This is a genomic window from Corynebacterium sp. AOP40-4SA-5, from assembly GCF_052377355.1.
Taxonomy (GTDB): domain Bacteria; phylum Actinomycetota; class Actinomycetes; order Mycobacteriales; family Mycobacteriaceae; genus Corynebacterium.
Genome location: NZ_JBQSWS010000027.1, coordinates 1 through 14647, shown reverse-complemented (window position 1 = coordinate 14647; position 14647 = coordinate 1). Strand labels below are relative to the sequence as shown.

Annotated in this window: 14 protein-coding genes; 8 read left to right on the top strand and 6 right to left on the bottom strand. The window is 69.4% G+C overall.

Going from position 1 to position 14647, the window contains the following annotated elements:
• Positions 1-38: 38 nt before the first annotated feature.
• A complete protein-coding gene (locus ACT3S3_RS13450; protein WP_301443626.1) occupies positions 39-902 on the bottom strand; it encodes a glutaminyl-peptide cyclotransferase in 864 nt (287 codons plus the stop codon).
• A 59-nt stretch (positions 903-961) separates the two neighbouring features.
• On the opposite strand from ACT3S3_RS13450, the gene ACT3S3_RS13445 reads away from it, so the two are divergent.
• Complete coding sequence (locus tag ACT3S3_RS13445) at positions 962-2443, top strand: NCS2 family permease (protein ID WP_301443627.1); 1482 nt, start codon at positions 962-964, stop codon at positions 2441-2443.
• Positions 2444-2449: 6 nt separating this feature from the next.
• Positions 2450-3295, top strand: coding sequence for a TrmH family RNA methyltransferase (locus ACT3S3_RS13440; protein WP_441588246.1), 846 nt, complete (start codon positions 2450-2452; stop codon positions 3293-3295).
• Between the two features lie 2 nt (positions 3296-3297).
• On the opposite strand, the gene ACT3S3_RS13435 is transcribed toward ACT3S3_RS13440, so the two are convergent.
• From ACT3S3_RS13435 to serC, 3 genes are all read right to left on the bottom strand, one after another.
• The gene (locus ACT3S3_RS13435) at positions 3298-4227 is read right to left on the bottom strand and encodes a DUF6928 family protein (RefSeq protein ID WP_441579092.1); all 930 of its coding nucleotides are present in this window, start codon (positions 4225-4227) and stop codon (positions 3298-3300) included.
• A gap of 6 nt (positions 4228-4233) precedes the next feature.
• Positions 4234-5334 (bottom strand): septation protein SepH, encoded by a 1101-nt coding sequence (gene sepH, locus ACT3S3_RS13430; RefSeq protein WP_301444054.1) that lies wholly within the window; start codon positions 5332-5334, stop codon positions 4234-4236.
• Between the two features lie 81 nt (positions 5335-5415).
• Complete coding sequence (gene serC, locus ACT3S3_RS13425; protein WP_301444055.1) at positions 5416-6552, bottom strand: phosphoserine transaminase; 1137 nt, start codon at positions 6550-6552, stop codon at positions 5416-5418.
• A gap of 327 nt (positions 6553-6879) precedes the next feature.
• Here serC and ACT3S3_RS13420 point away from each other — a divergent pair, with 327 nt between their 5' ends.
• The gene (locus ACT3S3_RS13420; protein ID WP_444615062.1) at positions 6880-8175 is read left to right on the top strand and encodes a citrate synthase; all 1296 of its coding nucleotides are present in this window, start codon (positions 6880-6882) and stop codon (positions 8173-8175) included.
• Between the two features lie 194 nt (positions 8176-8369).
• Complete coding sequence (locus ACT3S3_RS13415; RefSeq protein ID WP_441588244.1) at positions 8370-8729, top strand: FKBP-type peptidyl-prolyl cis-trans isomerase; 360 nt, start codon at positions 8370-8372, stop codon at positions 8727-8729.
• Between the two features lie 47 nt (positions 8730-8776).
• Here ACT3S3_RS13415 and ACT3S3_RS13410 read toward each other — a convergent pair whose 3' ends face one another.
• Entirely contained in the window at positions 8777-9802 is a 1026-nt protein-coding gene (locus tag ACT3S3_RS13410) for a sugar kinase (protein WP_441579089.1), read from the bottom strand.
• Between the two features lie 130 nt (positions 9803-9932).
• Between ACT3S3_RS13410 and ACT3S3_RS13405 the strand changes: the two genes are divergently transcribed.
• From ACT3S3_RS13405 to ACT3S3_RS13390, 4 genes are all read left to right on the top strand, one after another.
• Positions 9933-10781 (top strand): IclR family transcriptional regulator, encoded by an 849-nt coding sequence (locus ACT3S3_RS13405; RefSeq protein ID WP_441579088.1) that lies wholly within the window; start codon positions 9933-9935, stop codon positions 10779-10781.
• Positions 10778-11434 (top strand): 2-dehydro-3-deoxy-6-phosphogalactonate aldolase, encoded by a 657-nt coding sequence (locus tag ACT3S3_RS13400; RefSeq protein WP_301444278.1) that lies wholly within the window; start codon positions 10778-10780, stop codon positions 11432-11434. Before ACT3S3_RS13405 ends, ACT3S3_RS13400 begins: the two co-directional genes overlap by 4 nt.
• Complete coding sequence (dgoD, locus tag ACT3S3_RS13395) at positions 11431-12579, top strand: galactonate dehydratase (protein ID WP_441579087.1); 1149 nt, start codon at positions 11431-11433, stop codon at positions 12577-12579. Before ACT3S3_RS13400 ends, dgoD begins: the two co-directional genes overlap by 4 nt.
• Before the next feature lie 84 nt (positions 12580-12663).
• Entirely contained in the window at positions 12664-14073 is a 1410-nt protein-coding gene (locus ACT3S3_RS13390; RefSeq protein ID WP_301444258.1) for a GntP family permease, read from the top strand.
• Here ACT3S3_RS13390 and ACT3S3_RS13385 read toward each other — a convergent pair whose 3' ends face one another.
• A complete protein-coding gene (locus tag ACT3S3_RS13385; RefSeq protein WP_301444259.1) occupies positions 14074-14574 on the bottom strand; it encodes a 2-oxo-4-hydroxy-4-carboxy-5-ureidoimidazoline decarboxylase in 501 nt (166 codons plus the stop codon). It lies immediately after the preceding gene.
• Positions 14575-14647 lie beyond the last annotated feature (73 nt).

Genomic DNA, 14647 nt, shown 5'->3' with positions numbered 1-14647 from the left:
GAGCTCCACCCCTGGACACCCCAGCACGAGCCCCACGGTCATTCACTGAAACGCACCTCGTAGAGGGTGTCCCACAGCTTGCCGGTCACCAGGAAACTGTCCCCGTCCCGCTCGTCCTGCACCGCGGCGATGCCGTTGAGCACGTCGGCCCCGTCGCGGTCGCCGGCGGGCAGGTCGAGCTCGACCACGCCGGTGACCTCCCCGGAGTCCGGGTCGATGCGCAGCACCCGGTCGGAGTGCCACACGTTGGCCCACACCGTACGGTCGTCCCCGCTGCCGGTGCACTCCAACTCGTTGAGCTGGTCGACGGGCTCGCCGTCGAGGGTGACCTCCACCCCGCCGGTGGCGGCGAAGGTCTCGGGATCGCGGAAGGTCAGCTCCGAGGAGCCGTCCGACATCACCAGGCGCTCGTCGTCGGAGCACAGCCCCCATCCCTCACCGTCGTAGGACACCTCGTCGGTGACCTGCAGGGTCTCGGCGTCGCGGGCGAAGGCCACCCCGGACTTCCAGGTCAGCTGCCACACGGTGTCGTCGTGCACGGTGGCGCCCTCGCCGAAGTAGCGCTCGTCGAGGTCCTCGCTGACGGTGGGCGACGTCGCGTCGTCGACCGGGGCGCGGTAGATCCGCGACTGTCCGTTCAGCCCCGTGGACACCAGCAGGTCGCCGTCCGGCATGACCTCCAGGCCCTGGGTGAAGGCGTCGGGGTCGAAGGGGTGCTCGGCGAGGACCTCGGCGGACAACTCCGGCACCGACCCGGTGCCGGAACCGCCGGGGGTACCGTCCTGCCCGTCGGTCGCGCACGCGGCCAGTGCGCCGACCAGGACGGTGGAGGTCAGGACGGTGCCGGCCAGGGTGAGGGCGCCGGGTGCGCCGCGCGGGGCCAGGGGAACGCGGGGGGTCATGTGTCCCATGCTGCCACACCGGTTGCACACGGGCCTGCCTGGTGCGATTCTTACTTCTTATGTCAGCTTCCACGGGATCCTCGGTCGAGACGACCGGCGCAGAAGAGTCCGGCGCAGAACCCACCGGCGCCCTCGACCGGTACTTCCACATCACGGAGCGTCGCTCCACGGTCGGCACGGAGGTCCGTGCCGGTGTCGTGACGTTCTTCGCGATGGCGTACATCATCATCCTCAACCCCCTCATCCTGGGGACGGTGGAGGACGGCAACGGCGACGTGCTGGGCACCTCCCGCGTGGCCGCGGTCACCGCCCTGGCCGCCGGCGTGATGACCATCGCCTTCGGCGTCTTCGCCAAGTACCCCTTCGGCATCGCCGCCGGCCTGGGCATCAACACCCTGGTGGCCGTCACCTTCGTTGCGACGGAGGGCCTGACCTGGCCGCAGGCGATGGGCCTGGTGGTGATCGACGGCGTGATCATCGTGCTGCTCGCCGTCACCGGGTTCCGTGAGGCGGTGTTCAACGCCATCCCGGGTTCGTTGAAGGCCGCGATCAGCGTGGGCATCGGCCTGTTCATCGCCATGGTCGGCGTGGTGGACGCCGGCTTCGTGCGCCGCGTGCCCGACGCCGCCGGCACCACCGTGCCCGTCGGCCTCGGCGACGGCGGCTCCATCGCCTCCTGGCCCACCCTGATCTTCGTGGTCGGCCTGATCGTCTGCGGCATCCTGGTGGCCAAGAAGGTCCGCGGCGGACTGTTCATCGGCATCATCGCCACCACCGTGTTCGCCATGATCGTCGAGGCGCTCGCCGGCCCCTTCGACAGCGACGCCGGCAAGGGCTGGCAGATGGCCACCCCGGCGATCCCGGACTCCCTGGGCAGCATGCCCGACCTCAGCCTCGTCGGCGCGGTGGACCTCTTCGGCGCCTTCGGCAAGATCGGCGCACTGTCGGCCTGCCTGCTGATCTTCACCCTGGTGCTGGCGAACTTCTTCGACGCGATGGGCACGATGACCGCGCTGGGCAAGCAGGCGCAGCTCGTCGACGAGCAGGGCAACCTGCCGAACCTGCGCACCGCCCTGATCATCGAGGGTGCCGGCGCGGCGGTCGGCGGTTCGGTGTCGGCGTCGTCCAACACCGTGTTCGTCGACTCCGCCGCCGGCATCGGCGACGGTGCGCGCACCGGCCTGGCCAACGTGGTCACCGGCGTGATCTTCCTGGCGGCGATGTTCCTCACCCCGCTGTACTCCGTGGTGCCGATCGAGGCCGCCGCCCCGGTGCTGGTCATCGTGGGAGCGATGATGATGGCCCAGGTCGCAGACATCGACTTCACCCGCTTCGAGGTCGCCCTGCCGGCCTTCCTGACGATCGTGATCATGCCGTACACCTACTCCATCGCCAACGGCATCGGCATGGGCTTCATCGCCTGCGTGGTGATGTACCTGGTCACCGGCCGTGCCAAGGAACTGCACTGGCTGATGTACCTGGTCGCCGCACTGTTTGTGGTCTTCTTCGGCATCGACCCGATCATGGATGCGATCGGGTAGGACGCCATGAGCCGCACCGTCCCCGTGACCGACCCGTCCGACACCCGTCTCGACGACGTCCGTGACCTGAACTCCTCCGACAAGCGTCCCGACCTGCCCGGCGGCCGCGGCCTCGTCGTCGCCGAGGGCAATCTGGTGGTGCCGCGCCTGGCGGCGTCGCGCTTCCCGGTGCGCTGCGTGGTGGGCTTCGCCCACCGGCTGGAACAGCTGCAGGACGCCGCGGCGTCCGACCCCGACGTCGCCCGTGGGCTCGACGGCGTGCCCTTCTACGAGGTCACCCGGGAGGTGCTCGCCGAGGTCGCCGGCTTCGACATGCACCGCGGGCTGGTGGCCACCGCCGACCGGGTCGACGAGCCCGACGCCAGTGACGTGCTGGACGCCCTGCCGGCCGGCAACCGGGTCGTCGCCGTGCTGGAGGGCGTCGGCGACCACGAGAACATCGGCGCGCTGTTCCGCAACGCCGCCGGCCTCGACGTCGGTGCGGTGCTGCTGGGCGCCGGGTGCGCCGACCCGCTGTACCGGCGGGTGGTGCGCGTGTCGATGGGGCACGTGCTGCGCACCCCGTTCGCGCACCTCGGCAGTCGGCCGACGACGTGGCAGCACAGTCTCGCCGACCTGCAGGAGCGTGGCTACCGGGTGGTGGCGATGACACCGAACACGGACAACACCCTGGCCGAGGCCGTGGCCGGCGCCGACAAGGTCGCCGTGATGGTCGGTGCGGAGGGGCCCGGGCTGACCGAGCACGCCATGCGCGCGGCGGACGTGCGGGCGAAGATCCCGATGGCTCCGGGCACCGACTCGCTCAACGTGGCGACGTCCGCGGCGATCGGCTTCTACGCCGCACAGTTCTGACGCTACCGCCCGGTGTTGCGGGCGCGGCGGCGTACCTCGTCGCCGATCCTGTGCGCCCCGGTCTGCAGCAGACGTACCCCGCCGACCACGCCGCGCCCGACCCCGGTCACCGCGGACACCGTGGCGCCCTTGAGCAGGTCGGAGGTCGAACGCACCGCCGACTCCTTGCCCTCGGCGTAGTCGTCGTAGCCCGGGGGGAGCGGGTTCTGGGGCTTGGGCGGGCGCTGCGGGTGCTGGGAGGTCCGCGGCCGCGACGCCGGCCGGGAGTCGCCGGGCACCGCACGCGGTGCGGCGCGTCCGTCCAGTGCGAAGGCGCACACCGGGATGTCGATGCCCTCGCGCTCCACCCGGAACCCCAGCCAGTGTTCCTCGGCGGCGGCGGCGAACTCACCGGGACGGAACGGCAGCTGGATGCCCGTGGCCTCCACGTTGCCCTCCCAGAACGGGGCCTCGAAGGGCTCGGGCAGGCCGGTGTCCTCGTAGATCTTGTCGCGGGTGGCGGTGAAGGCGCGTTTCAGCGTGCCACCGGACCAGTGGGCGAAACCGCCGAGACCGTCCGGGTCGTCCGGCGTCCGGCAGGTCACGTAGAGGTCCGCGGCGGCGATGAGTTCCCGTAGCGGTGCCGGGACCTGTGACATCAGGCAGGGTTCCGGCAGCACGGTCTGCACCAGCGACAGGCCGGGGTAGCCGCCGATGTAGAACTCGGCGCGGCCGGGCGGGGCCGAGCGGTTCATGTCGAAGTCGCCGATGTGCGTGGGGGAGGAGAAATCGCCGAAGGTGTTCGCCGAACCCTCGGTGCTCAGGCGCACGCCGAGCTGGGCGAGGTACTTGCGGGCGAAGCCACGGTCGGGCGTGGGCTCGGCGCGCAGCACCTGCACCGGGACGGCGGCGCTGGCGAACCAGAGGGTGACGACGGTGTCAGGGGATCCCACCGTGGTCTACTTCTTCTTGTTCCGGCCGTTTGCCCGCGGGTTCGTACGGACCCCGAGCAGCACGTCCTCCCAGTGGGGCGTGACGGCCTTCTTCTTGCGCTTGGCAGGGTCCTCGCCACCGCCCGCGGGGTGGGAGCGGCGGCCGAAGAGGTCGACGGGGGCGTCGGCGCCGCCCCCGGAGGAGGAGTCGCCGGTGGGCTCGTCGGACCCGTCGGTCTCAGCCGGCCCGGTGTCCTCGGCGGGGTCATGGACGGCGGCGGTGTCCGGCCGGGTCTCCTCGGTGGCGGGGGTGTCGTCCTCCCCGCGGCTGGAGGGAACCACCGGTGAGACCGTGCGCACCGGACGCTCGAAGCGCGGGTCGATGAGGTCGGACGCCACGGAGTTCACCGGCTCGGCGGTCGCCGGACCGTCCTCACCCGGGACGAAGCGGAAGTCGGCGACGAACCGCGACGCGCCCTCCCGGTTGCCCTTCGTCCAGCTCACCGAGATCACCCAGTGGTCGGACGAGTCCATCGCCGCCGACCACTCGGCGGCGCGCAGGCTCTCGCCACGGGCGGCGAAGGCGCCGGCGAGCACCTCGCGCAGGGGTGCGTCCGTCGGCCCGTCGGCACGGACCGGGTGGGCGTCGCGCGCCATCTCGGCGATGCGGTGGCGCTCCATCGCGATCGGCACGGCGAAGGGGCGGACGCGACGGTCCTCCATGCCGGTCTCCGCGACGATCTGCTCCACGGTCTCACCGTGGCGGATGCGGTCCTGGATGTCGCGCGGGCGCAGGTGCACGCGCTCACGCACCGGGATGACGGCGGGTTCCGCCGCGTCCGGCGCCTCGGCCGCCGTGGTGGTCTCCTGGGTGGCGTCCTGGGCGGTCTCCGGTGCGGCGTCCGCTGAGACGGACTCCGCCGCAGGCTGGACCAGGGTGCCCAGGAACTCGGTGAGCTCGTCGGTGACCGGCAGGAAGAACCCGGGGGTCGCGTCCTCCCCGTCAGTGCCTTCGGCGCCACTGTCGGCCACGCGGAGAACGAGGGACGCCCGGTCGCTGTCGTCCTGGACGAACCGCAGTTCCTGCATCGGTGGGACCTCCATCATCCACTCGGTGTTTTCCGCCACAGTAGCGCAAAAACCCCCGGAAGACGGTGAGCTTCCGGGGGTGAGTCAGGGGTCTGGACCTGACGGTACGTCCTGTTCGGGTTAGCGCGAGGCGATGCCCGAGTCGAGGATGTGGTCGATCGCGGAGGTCAGCGTCCTGACGTCCTCCGGGTCGATCGCCGGGAACATGCCGACGCGCAGCTGGTTGCGGCCCAGCTTGCGGTAGGGCTCGGTGTCCAGCACACCGTTGGCGCGCAGCGTCTTGGCGATGACGTCGGCGTCCACCGAGTCGTCGAAGTCGATCGTGCCGACCACCAGGGAACGGCTCGCGGCCTCGGCGACGAAGGGGGAGGCCTCCGGGCGGGCCTCCGCCCAGCTGTACAGGGTGGAGGACGACTCGGACGTGCGGGCGACCATGCCGTCCAGACCGCCGTTGGCGTTCATCCACTTCACCTGCGCGTCCATCATCAGCAGCGTGGACACGGCCGGGGTGTTGTAGGTCTGGTTCTTGCGCGAGTTGTCCACCGCGGTCTTCAGGTCCAGGAAGGCCGGGATGTAGCGGTCGGTGGCGGCGATCTCCTCGACGCGCTCCAGGGCGGCCGGGGAGAAGGCGGCGAACCACAGGCCACCGTCCGAGGCGAAGCACTTCTGGGGCGAGAAGTAGTAGACGTCGGTCTCGGCGATGTCGACGGGCAGTCCGCCGGCACCGGAGGTGGCGTCGATGGCGACCAGCGCGTCCGTCGCGGGACGCTTCACGTCCACCATCGCGCCGGTGGAGGTCTCGTTGTGCGCCCAGCCGACCAGGTCGACGCCGTCAACACCGTCGAGCTCGGAGGGGGAGGGGGCGGTGCCCGGCTCCGAGGCGAAGACCTGCGGCTCGTCCAGCCACGGGGCCTTCTTGGAGACCGAGGCGAACTTGCCGGAGAACTCACCGTAGGTCAGGTGCGCCGAGCGGTTGCGGATCAGGCCGAAGGAGGCGGAGTCCCAGAAGGCGGTGGCGCCGCCGAGGGAGGTGATGATCTCGTAGCCCTCGGGCAGGTTGAACAGGTCCGACAGGCCCTCGCGGACGGAACCGACGAGGTTCTTCACGGCCGGCTGGCGGTGGGAGGTGCCGATGACGCCCCGGCCTCCGGAGACGATGGCGTCGATCTGGTCCTGGCGGACCTTCGAGGGGCCGCAACCGAATCGGCCGTCGGCGGGCAGGAGGTTCTCGGGCAGGGTGGGGAACTGGTCGCTCATGATCGGCTTTCCTGGCTCTCTTCCTAGTCTTCCAAGCACGGTGGTTCGGGAACTCCGCCAGCCTAGCCGGTGAGGGCGTCTCTGGGACATGTTGTCCCACACTCCGGGATGCAACGGGGGTGGCTGACGGGGATACCGTACGACCCTACTGTGTCGGCTCCGGGGGGATTCGGTACAGTGTGTCCTATCCCACGATCGTCGACGGTCCGCTCCGTGAGATTTCCTCACCTCGGGCCGCTCGGTTCGAGGCGGGCCCCGGGACGGTGATCTCCGTCCCGGGGCATAACCGAAAGCATCGAAGTACCTGAATAAACGAAAGGGCTGTCAATGGCTTCCGACAACCAGGACAAGGCCGTTCTCCACTACCCCGGTGGCGAATACGAAATGCCGATCGTCAAGGCCAACGAGGGCAATTCCGGATTCGCGCTGGGCAAGCTGCTCGCCGAGACCGGTCTGACCACCGTTGACCCCGGCTACGTGAACACAGGTTCCACTCTCTCCGAGATTACCTACATCGACGGTGGCGAGGGCATCCTGCGTTACCGCGGGTACGACATCGCCGACCTGGCCAACAACGCCACGTTCAACGAGGTCAGCTACCTGCTCATCAACGGAGAGCTGCCGAACAACGAGGAGCTGGAGACGTTCAACGCGAACATCCGGCGCCACACGCTGCTCGACGAGGACTTCAAGAGCCAGTTCAAGATCTTCCCGCGCAACGCGCACCCGATGAACGTCCTGGCCTCGTCCGTCAACATCCTCGCGACCTACTACGAGGACGAGCTCGACCCGCTGGACAAGGGCTTCCAGGTCAAGAACACCCACCGCCTGATGGCGAAGGTGCCGATGCTCGCGGCCTACGCCTACCGTGCGTCCAAGGGCAAGCCCTACATGTACCCGGACAACAACCTCAACGCGCGCGAGAACTTCCTGCGCAACATGTTCGGCTACCCGACCGAGGACTACGAGGTCGACCCGGTGCTGTCCAAGGCACTGGACAAGCTGCTCATCCTGCACGCGGACCACGAGCAGAACTGCTCCACCTCCACCGTGCGCATGGTCGGCTCCTCGCACGCGAACATCTACTCCTCCATCGCCGCGGGCGTCAACGCCCTGTCCGGCCCGCTGCACGGCGGCGCCAACCAGGCCGTCCTGGAGATGCTGGAGGAGATCCACGCCAACGGTGGCGACGCGACCGACTTCATGAACCGCGTGAAGAACAAGGAGCCCGGCGTCAAGCTCATGGGCTTCGGTCACCGCGTGTACAAGAACTACGATCCGCGCGCCGCGATCGTCAAGGAGTCCGCACACGAGATCCTGGAGCACCTCGGTGGCGACAACCTCCTCGACCTCGCGATGAAGCTCGAGGACATCGCCCTCAACGACGACTACTTCATCTCCCGCAAGCTGTACCCGAACGTGGACTTCTACACCGGCCTGATCTACCGGGCCATGGGCTTCCCCACGGACTTCTTCACCGTGCTGTTCGCCATGGGTCGCCTGCCGGGCTGGATCGCCCACTACCTGGAGCAGATCAACGAGCCGTCGGCGAAGATCAACCGCCCGCGCCAGATCTACACCGGCGAGAGCAAGCGCTCCTTCGTCCCGCGCGACAAGCGCTAGACACCGCCTCCCAAGCAGGAACACAGGCAGGAACGCAGGACGGTGCGCGCACCGTCCGCACACGGGCAGGACGCCCCGGCCCCGCACCACGCGGGACGGGGCGTCCTGCCTTTTCGCGTTGCGCGGGCTGCGCGTCACGCAGGCCTGCTAATCTGGTTCGGTTAGCACGACCGCGAACCCACAGGAGTACCTCCATGAGCAAGCCCACGATCGAGCCCCAGTCCGGCCCCGCCCCGTCCTCCCTGGTGATCGAGGACATCTCCGTCGGTGACGGCGCCGAAGCCGTGCCCGGCGGCATGGTCGAGGTCCACTACGTGGGCGTGGACTACGAGACCGGCCAGGAGTTCGACTCCTCGTGGGACCGTGGCCAGACCATCGAGTTCCCGCTGACCGGCCTGATCCAGGGCTGGCAGGACGGCATCCCCGGCATGAAGGTCAACGGTCGTCGCAAGCTGACCATCCCGCCGGAGCTGGCCTACGGCCCGGCCGGTGCCGGCAACCCGCTCGCCGGGCGCACCCTGGTCTTCATCATCGACCTGGTGGACGCCCGCTAGGTCCACCGGCAACGTACTGGGGGGATCCAGGGGGATTCAGGAGGGGCTCAGCGGGAGACGGGGTCCCCGCCGTCCTGTCCGGCCGCGAGGTCCTCGGCGAACGGTGCGCTCTCCCAGTCCCCCGGGGTGGTGCACGCGAAGGCGCCGCAGGAGTTCGCCCGGTCCAGGCGCGTGGCCGAGTCCGCGCCGGCGATGACGGCGCTGAGGTAGCCGGCCACGAAGGCGTCGCCGGCGCCGACGGTGTCCACCACGTCGACGACCTGTCCGGGGCCGTGTGTCAGCTCTCCGTGGCGTAGGGCGGTCGCCCCGTCCGCGCCGAGCTTCGCCACGACCTCGGCAGGCCCCAGGGTCGCCACCGCGCGCAGCAGCGCGGCAAGGTCGGCCTCGTCGTACTCGTTGTCGTCCTCGGCGTGGCCCGGTGCGAGGATCGTGAGTTCCTCGGGGCCGCCGAACACGATGTCGACGTGGGGCAGGACGCCGGCGAGAAGGTCACCCAGACGCTCGCGGGAGCCCAGCCGGGAACGGTAGTTCACGTCCAGGCTGATCCGGGTCCCTGCGGCGACGGCGCGGTCCACCGCCGCGGTCATCGCGCGCGCCGCCGACTCCGACAGCATCGGCGTGATGCCGCTGAGGTGCAGGACGTCGGCGTCCTCGACGAGTGCGTCCGGCAGGTCCGCGGGGGAGAGCGCCGAGGCGGCGGAGCCGGCCCGGTAGTAGTCGACGCGGGTCGTCGTCGCGGTGGGGCGGGACTTCAGCATCAGGCCGGTCGGACGCTCCGGGTCGACCCGGCAGTGCACCCCGACACCCTCGGCCCGGATCTCGCGCATCACCCGGGTGCCCAGCGGGTCGTGGCCGACCCGGCTGACCCATGCGGCCTGTACGCCGAGGCGCTGCAGTCCGATGGCGACGTTCGACTCCGCGCCGGCGAGGGAGATGTCGACCGACGGCAGGTGCGCGAGGGATCCGACCTGGCCGCTGCGCATCATCGCCATGGTCTCGCCGATGGTCACCACCTGCGCGCTCACCGGACGGTCCGTCGGGTCTCGGCGTGGGGTGGGTGTGGGGGCGTTCATGGGGTGTCCTTCTCGAGCGTCTGGGGCGGAGATCTCGGCATTGACGTTCCGCATAGCGTAACGTACATTCTGCATTACGTAACACAGTATCAGTGTCGCCGGGGAGCCGGCGAGCGACCAGGAGGCGCCGATGTCGGCAGAACAGGACGTGAGCCCCGTGGCGAGCGTCGACAAGGCGCTCATCCTCCTCGGCTTCCTCGCCCAGGCCGGTCCCGACGGGGCCACGCTCGCCGAACTGGCGGGGGAGACCGGTTTCACGAAGCCCTCGGCGCACCGACTGCTCGGCGCCCTGGTCTTCCGCGGCTACGCCGCCCGGGAATCCGAGGGGAAGCGCTACCGGCTCGGCCCGAGCGCGCTCAGACTCGGACTCGAGTTCCACCGCGACGAGAACCTGCCCGCGATGATGCGGCCCCTGCTCGAGAACCTCTCGCAGGGTACGAGTGAACTCGTGCACCTCGGCACGCTGTCCGGGACCCAGGTGCTCTACCTGGACAAGGTCGACCCCGACCGTCCGCTGCGGGTCTGGTCGCGCGTCGGCAACCTGGCGCCGTCGGCACGCACCGGCCTCGGCCGGGCACTCCTCGCCGCGCAGGGCGCCGGCGCGTCCGACCTCGAAACCTACGTCGCAGATGCCCGGGCGCAGACGGACCTGCCGGTGAACGCCGCCCCGGAGGTCAGCGTCGAGCGGCTCGCCGAGGCCCTTGACCAGGCACGTACCCGCGGGTGGGCCGAGGAGGTCGAGGAGAACGAACGCGGCATCAGCTGCGTCGCCGTCGCCCTGACCCGTCCCCACGGCGCGGACGTGGCCGTGAGCATCACCGGGCCGGCGGACCGCATGACCGACGCGCGGCGTGCGGAACTCGGCCCGTACCTGCGCGACGAGCTGTCGGCACATGCACCCACCGGTGTGCAGGTGGTGCCCGTCGAGACACGAGAACCCGCCCACCCTTCGTCCCCCGATCCTGGAGTCAACCCGTGACCAGACCAGACCAGCTTCCGCCCACCGGCCTCATCGCCATCCTGCGGGGGCTCACTCCCGCCGAGGCGCCCGCGGTGGGTGACACCCTGCGCGAGGCGGGTTTCCGCCGGCTTGAGGTCACCCTCAACTCTCCCGACCCCTTCACCTCGATCGAGCTGCTGGCGCAGCGTCTTCCCGACGTCGTCGTCGGTGGCGGGACCGTCGTCACGGTCGCCGACGTCGACCGGGTCCGTGACGCCGGTGGACGCATCGTCGTCGCCCCGAACGCCGACCCGGCCGTGATCGCCCGCTCGGTGGAGCTCGGTCTCGAACCGTATCCCGGTGTCGCGACCCCGACCGAGGCCTTCGCCGCGCTCGGCGCCGGTGCACGGGCGTTGAAACTCTTCCCCGCACCGTCCGTCGGTATCGCCGGGATGAAGGCGTGGTCGGCCGTGGTGCCGGCGGGAACCCAGTTCCTGCCCGTCGGCGGAATCGACGCCGGCAACCTCGGCGACTGGCTCGCCGCGGGTGCCCGGGGTGCCGGGATCGGGTCGACCCTCTACAGCCCGGGTCGCAGCACCGGTGAGCTCGAACAGGCCGCCCGCGACCTCATGACCGTCTGGAACAACCACCAGGAAAGCAGCCAGGAAAAGCACGAGGAGAACAACCAGTGAAGATCACCGCAGTCACCACCTACCAGGTCCCACCCCGCTGGGCCTTCGTGAAGATCGAGACCGACGAGGGGATCGTCGGATGGGGGGAGCCTGTCGTCGAGGGCAGGGCCGCCACCGTGTGCGCCGCCGTCGACGAACTCTCCGACTACCTGATCGGCCAGGACCCCGCGAACATCGAGGACCTGTGGACGGTCATGTACCGCGGCGGGTTCTACCGTGGCGGACCCATCCTGATGAGCGCGATCGCCGGTATCGACCAGGCGCTGTGGGACATCAAGGGCAAGGCGCACGACCTGCCGGTCCACCAGCTCCTCGGCGGTCGCGTGCGCGACCGCATCGACGTGTACTCCTGGATCGGCGGTGACCGTCCCTCGGAGACCGCGAAGGCTGCCGCGGACGCGGTCTCCCGTGGCTTCAGCGCGGTGAAGATGAACGGCACCGAGGAGATGCAGTTCATCGACTCCTGGGACAAGGTCACCCGCGCCGTCGAGAACGTCGCGACGATCCGGGAGACCGTCGGTGAGAACATCGGCATCGCGGTGGACTTCCACGGCCGTGTGCACGCACCGATGGCGAAGACCCTCATCCGCGAACTCGAGCAGTTCCACCTCATGTTCATCGAGGAGCCCGTGCTCAGCGAGAACGTCGACTCCCTGCTCGACACGATGCGGGCGACCCCGACACCGATCGCCCTGGGTGAGCGGTTGTTCAGCCGGTGGGACTTCAAGGACGTCCTGGCCAGTGGGGCGGTGGACATCATCCAGCCCGACCCGTGCCACAGCGGCGGCATCACCGAGACCCGGAAGATCGCCGCGATGGCGGAGGCCTACGACGTCGCCCTCGCGCTGCACTGCCCGCTCGGGCCGATCGCCCTGGCGACCTGCCTGCAGCTGGACGCCAACTGCTACAACGCGGTCATCCAGGAGCAGAGCCTCGGCATCCACTACAACGCCGACAACGACCTGCTCGACTACATCACAGACCGCAGCGTCTTCGCCTACGAGGACGGCATGGTGAAGATCCCGGACGGTCCCGGCCTCGGCATCGACATCGACGAGGACTACGTGATCGAACGGGCGAAGACCGGACACCGCTGGCGCAACCCGATCTGGCGGCACGCCGATGGGTCCTTCGCCGAATGGTGACCCGGACGCGCCGCGCCGCGCGGCCGGCGCACCCCTGCCCAACCCCCTGCCCAACCCCCATCCCAACGACGTAAGGACCCCACAATGCCTTGGATCGAAGAGACCGGCTGGGAAAGCTGGCTCGGCACCGGAGGGCTCATCGGGCTCGCCGTGGTCGCCGTGGCGCTGCTCCTGTTCATGGTCATGAAGCTCAAGCTCCATGCGTTCCTCTCCCTGGTCATCGTCAGCCTTCTGACGGCGATCGTCGCCGGTATCCCCGCCGAGCACCTGGTCGACACCATGGTGAGCAGTTTCGGCGGGACGCTGGGCAACGTCGCCCTACTGGTCGCGATCGGCGCGATGCTCGGCGCTCTCGTCGAGACGTCCGGCGGAGCGAAGGCACTCGCCGACAAGATGATCAGCATCTTCGGCGAGGACCGGGCACCGTTCGCCCTCGGTGTCGCCGCCCTGTTCGTCGGCTTCCCCATCTTCATGGACGCCGCATTCGTGCTGATGGTCCCCATCATCTACGCGGTCGGACGCCGCCTCGGGCTCAACCTCCTGGCGGTCGGTATCCCCGTCGCCGCCGCGCTGTCCGTGATGCACGTCTTCCTGCCGCCGCACCCCGGGCCCGTCGCAGCGACGGAGTTCACCGGCGCGAACCTCGGCATCGTGATGATCCTGGGTCTGATCCTGGCGTTCCCGATCTGGTTCATCTCCGGTCACCTGTGGGGCAAGGTCGTCGACAAGCGTCACCGCATCGACGTGCCCGACGCGGTGTTCGCGAAGATGGTCGGTGAGGAAGAGGAGATCGAGAAGCCGCCGAGCGCGGGCCTGGTGGTCTTCCTGCTGGTCCTGCCGCTGCTGCTGATCCTGCTGAACACCGGGTTGGACGCCCTGGGTTCCATCGGCGTGGTGGACCCGGACGCCAGCTGGGTGCACGCCGTCCAGGTCGTCGGCGCGACGCCCGTCGCGCTGCTCATCGCCGTCCTCGTGACGATCGTCGCGCTCGGCCTGCGCCGCGGCAAGAGCGGAACCGCCATCGAGAAGACGATCGACGGTGCCCTCGGTCCGGTCTGTTCCGTCATCCTGATCACCGGTGCCGGCGGCATGTTCGGCGGCGTGCTGCGTGCGACGGGTATCGGCGACGCGATCGCCCAGTCCTTCGACTCCCTCGGCATCCCGCTCATCGTCGCAGCATTCCTCATCGCCGCGGCCATCCGCGTGGCACAGGGTTCCGCAACGGTGGCGCTGACCACCGCGGCGGCCCTGGTCGCCGACGGTGTGGCGTCGAGCGACATGTCGGCTGTCCAGGTGGCCTGTGTCGTGATGTCGCTGGCCGCGGGTTCCGTGATCGCCAGCCACGTCAACGACTCTGGTTTCTGGTTGGTCGGACGCCTGCTGAACATGGACGTGAAGACCACGTTGCGCGTGTGGACGGTCCAGCAGACCATCGAGTCGGTTGTCGCCTTCGCCCTCGTGCTCGTGATCTACGGGGTGGTCAGCCTCGTGTGATCAGCCGACCACCGTGCGCAGCCGCAGGGCGTTGATCCTGCCGAGCTCGCGCACGGTGGTCTCCCATTCACCGACGGTGGGGTTTTCCAGGCGCCGCTTGAGCAGCAGGAGGACCTCGTTGCCACCGATGCCCTGGGCGCACACCAGGAAGATGTGGTGGAACCGTGCCTCGTAGCGGCGTGCCAGGTCGGAGATCTCGGCGAGGACCTCGGGAGGGGAGTCGAGGATGAAGGCCTGCTCCTCGCGCGAGTAGGAGTCGGTCGTCTTCTCCCCGAGGACCGGGTGGGACTGGATGCTGGTGATGATCTCGACGCGTGGCAGCCGCAGCAGTTCACGGTGGGCGACGTCGAGCAGGTGCTCGAGGCTGCGGAAAGGTGCGGCGGCGGCAATGGCCGCGCCGAGCGGGGGCGAGTAGAGCAGGGCGCCGATCATCTCTGTGACCTCGGTGGGGGTCATCCTGTTGAGGTCGTCGACTGTGGTGACGGGAACGGTGTCAATCATGGTTCCCAGTGAACCGGCGGGGCATTTCCGATCCGTTTCGCGGTGGTGAACTCCGATCGGTGGTGCCCCCGCG

Excerpts from the sequence above, each read along its gene's own strand:
- ACT3S3_RS13445 (WP_301443627.1), top strand. The coding sequence starts at position 962 with ATGTCAGCTTCCACGGGATCCTCGGTCGAGACGACCGGCGCAGAAGAG.
- ACT3S3_RS13390 (WP_301444258.1), top strand. The coding sequence starts at position 12,664 with ATGCCTTGGATCGAAGAGACCGGCTGGGAAAGCTGGCTCGGCACCGGA.
- serC (WP_301444055.1), bottom strand. The coding sequence starts at position 6,552 with ATGAGCGACCAGTTCCCCACCCTGCCCGAGAACCTCCTGCCCGCCGAC.
- ACT3S3_RS13420 (WP_444615062.1), top strand. The coding sequence starts at position 6,880 with ATGGCTTCCGACAACCAGGACAAGGCCGTTCTCCACTACCCCGGTGGC.
- ACT3S3_RS13385 (WP_301444259.1), bottom strand. The coding sequence starts at position 14,574 with ATGATTGACACCGTTCCCGTCACCACAGTCGACGACCTCAACAGGATG.
- ACT3S3_RS13450 (WP_301443626.1), bottom strand. The coding sequence starts at position 902 with ATGACCCCCCGCGTTCCCCTGGCCCCGCGCGGCGCACCCGGCGCCCTC.
- ACT3S3_RS13440 (WP_441588246.1), top strand. The coding sequence starts at position 2,450 with ATGAGCCGCACCGTCCCCGTGACCGACCCGTCCGACACCCGTCTCGAC.
- ACT3S3_RS13410 (WP_441579089.1), bottom strand. The coding sequence starts at position 9,802 with ATGAACGCCCCCACACCCACCCCACGCCGAGACCCGACGGACCGTCCG.
- ACT3S3_RS13405 (WP_441579088.1), top strand. The coding sequence starts at position 9,933 with ATGTCGGCAGAACAGGACGTGAGCCCCGTGGCGAGCGTCGACAAGGCG.
- ACT3S3_RS13415 (WP_441588244.1), top strand. The coding sequence starts at position 8,370 with ATGAGCAAGCCCACGATCGAGCCCCAGTCCGGCCCCGCCCCGTCCTCC.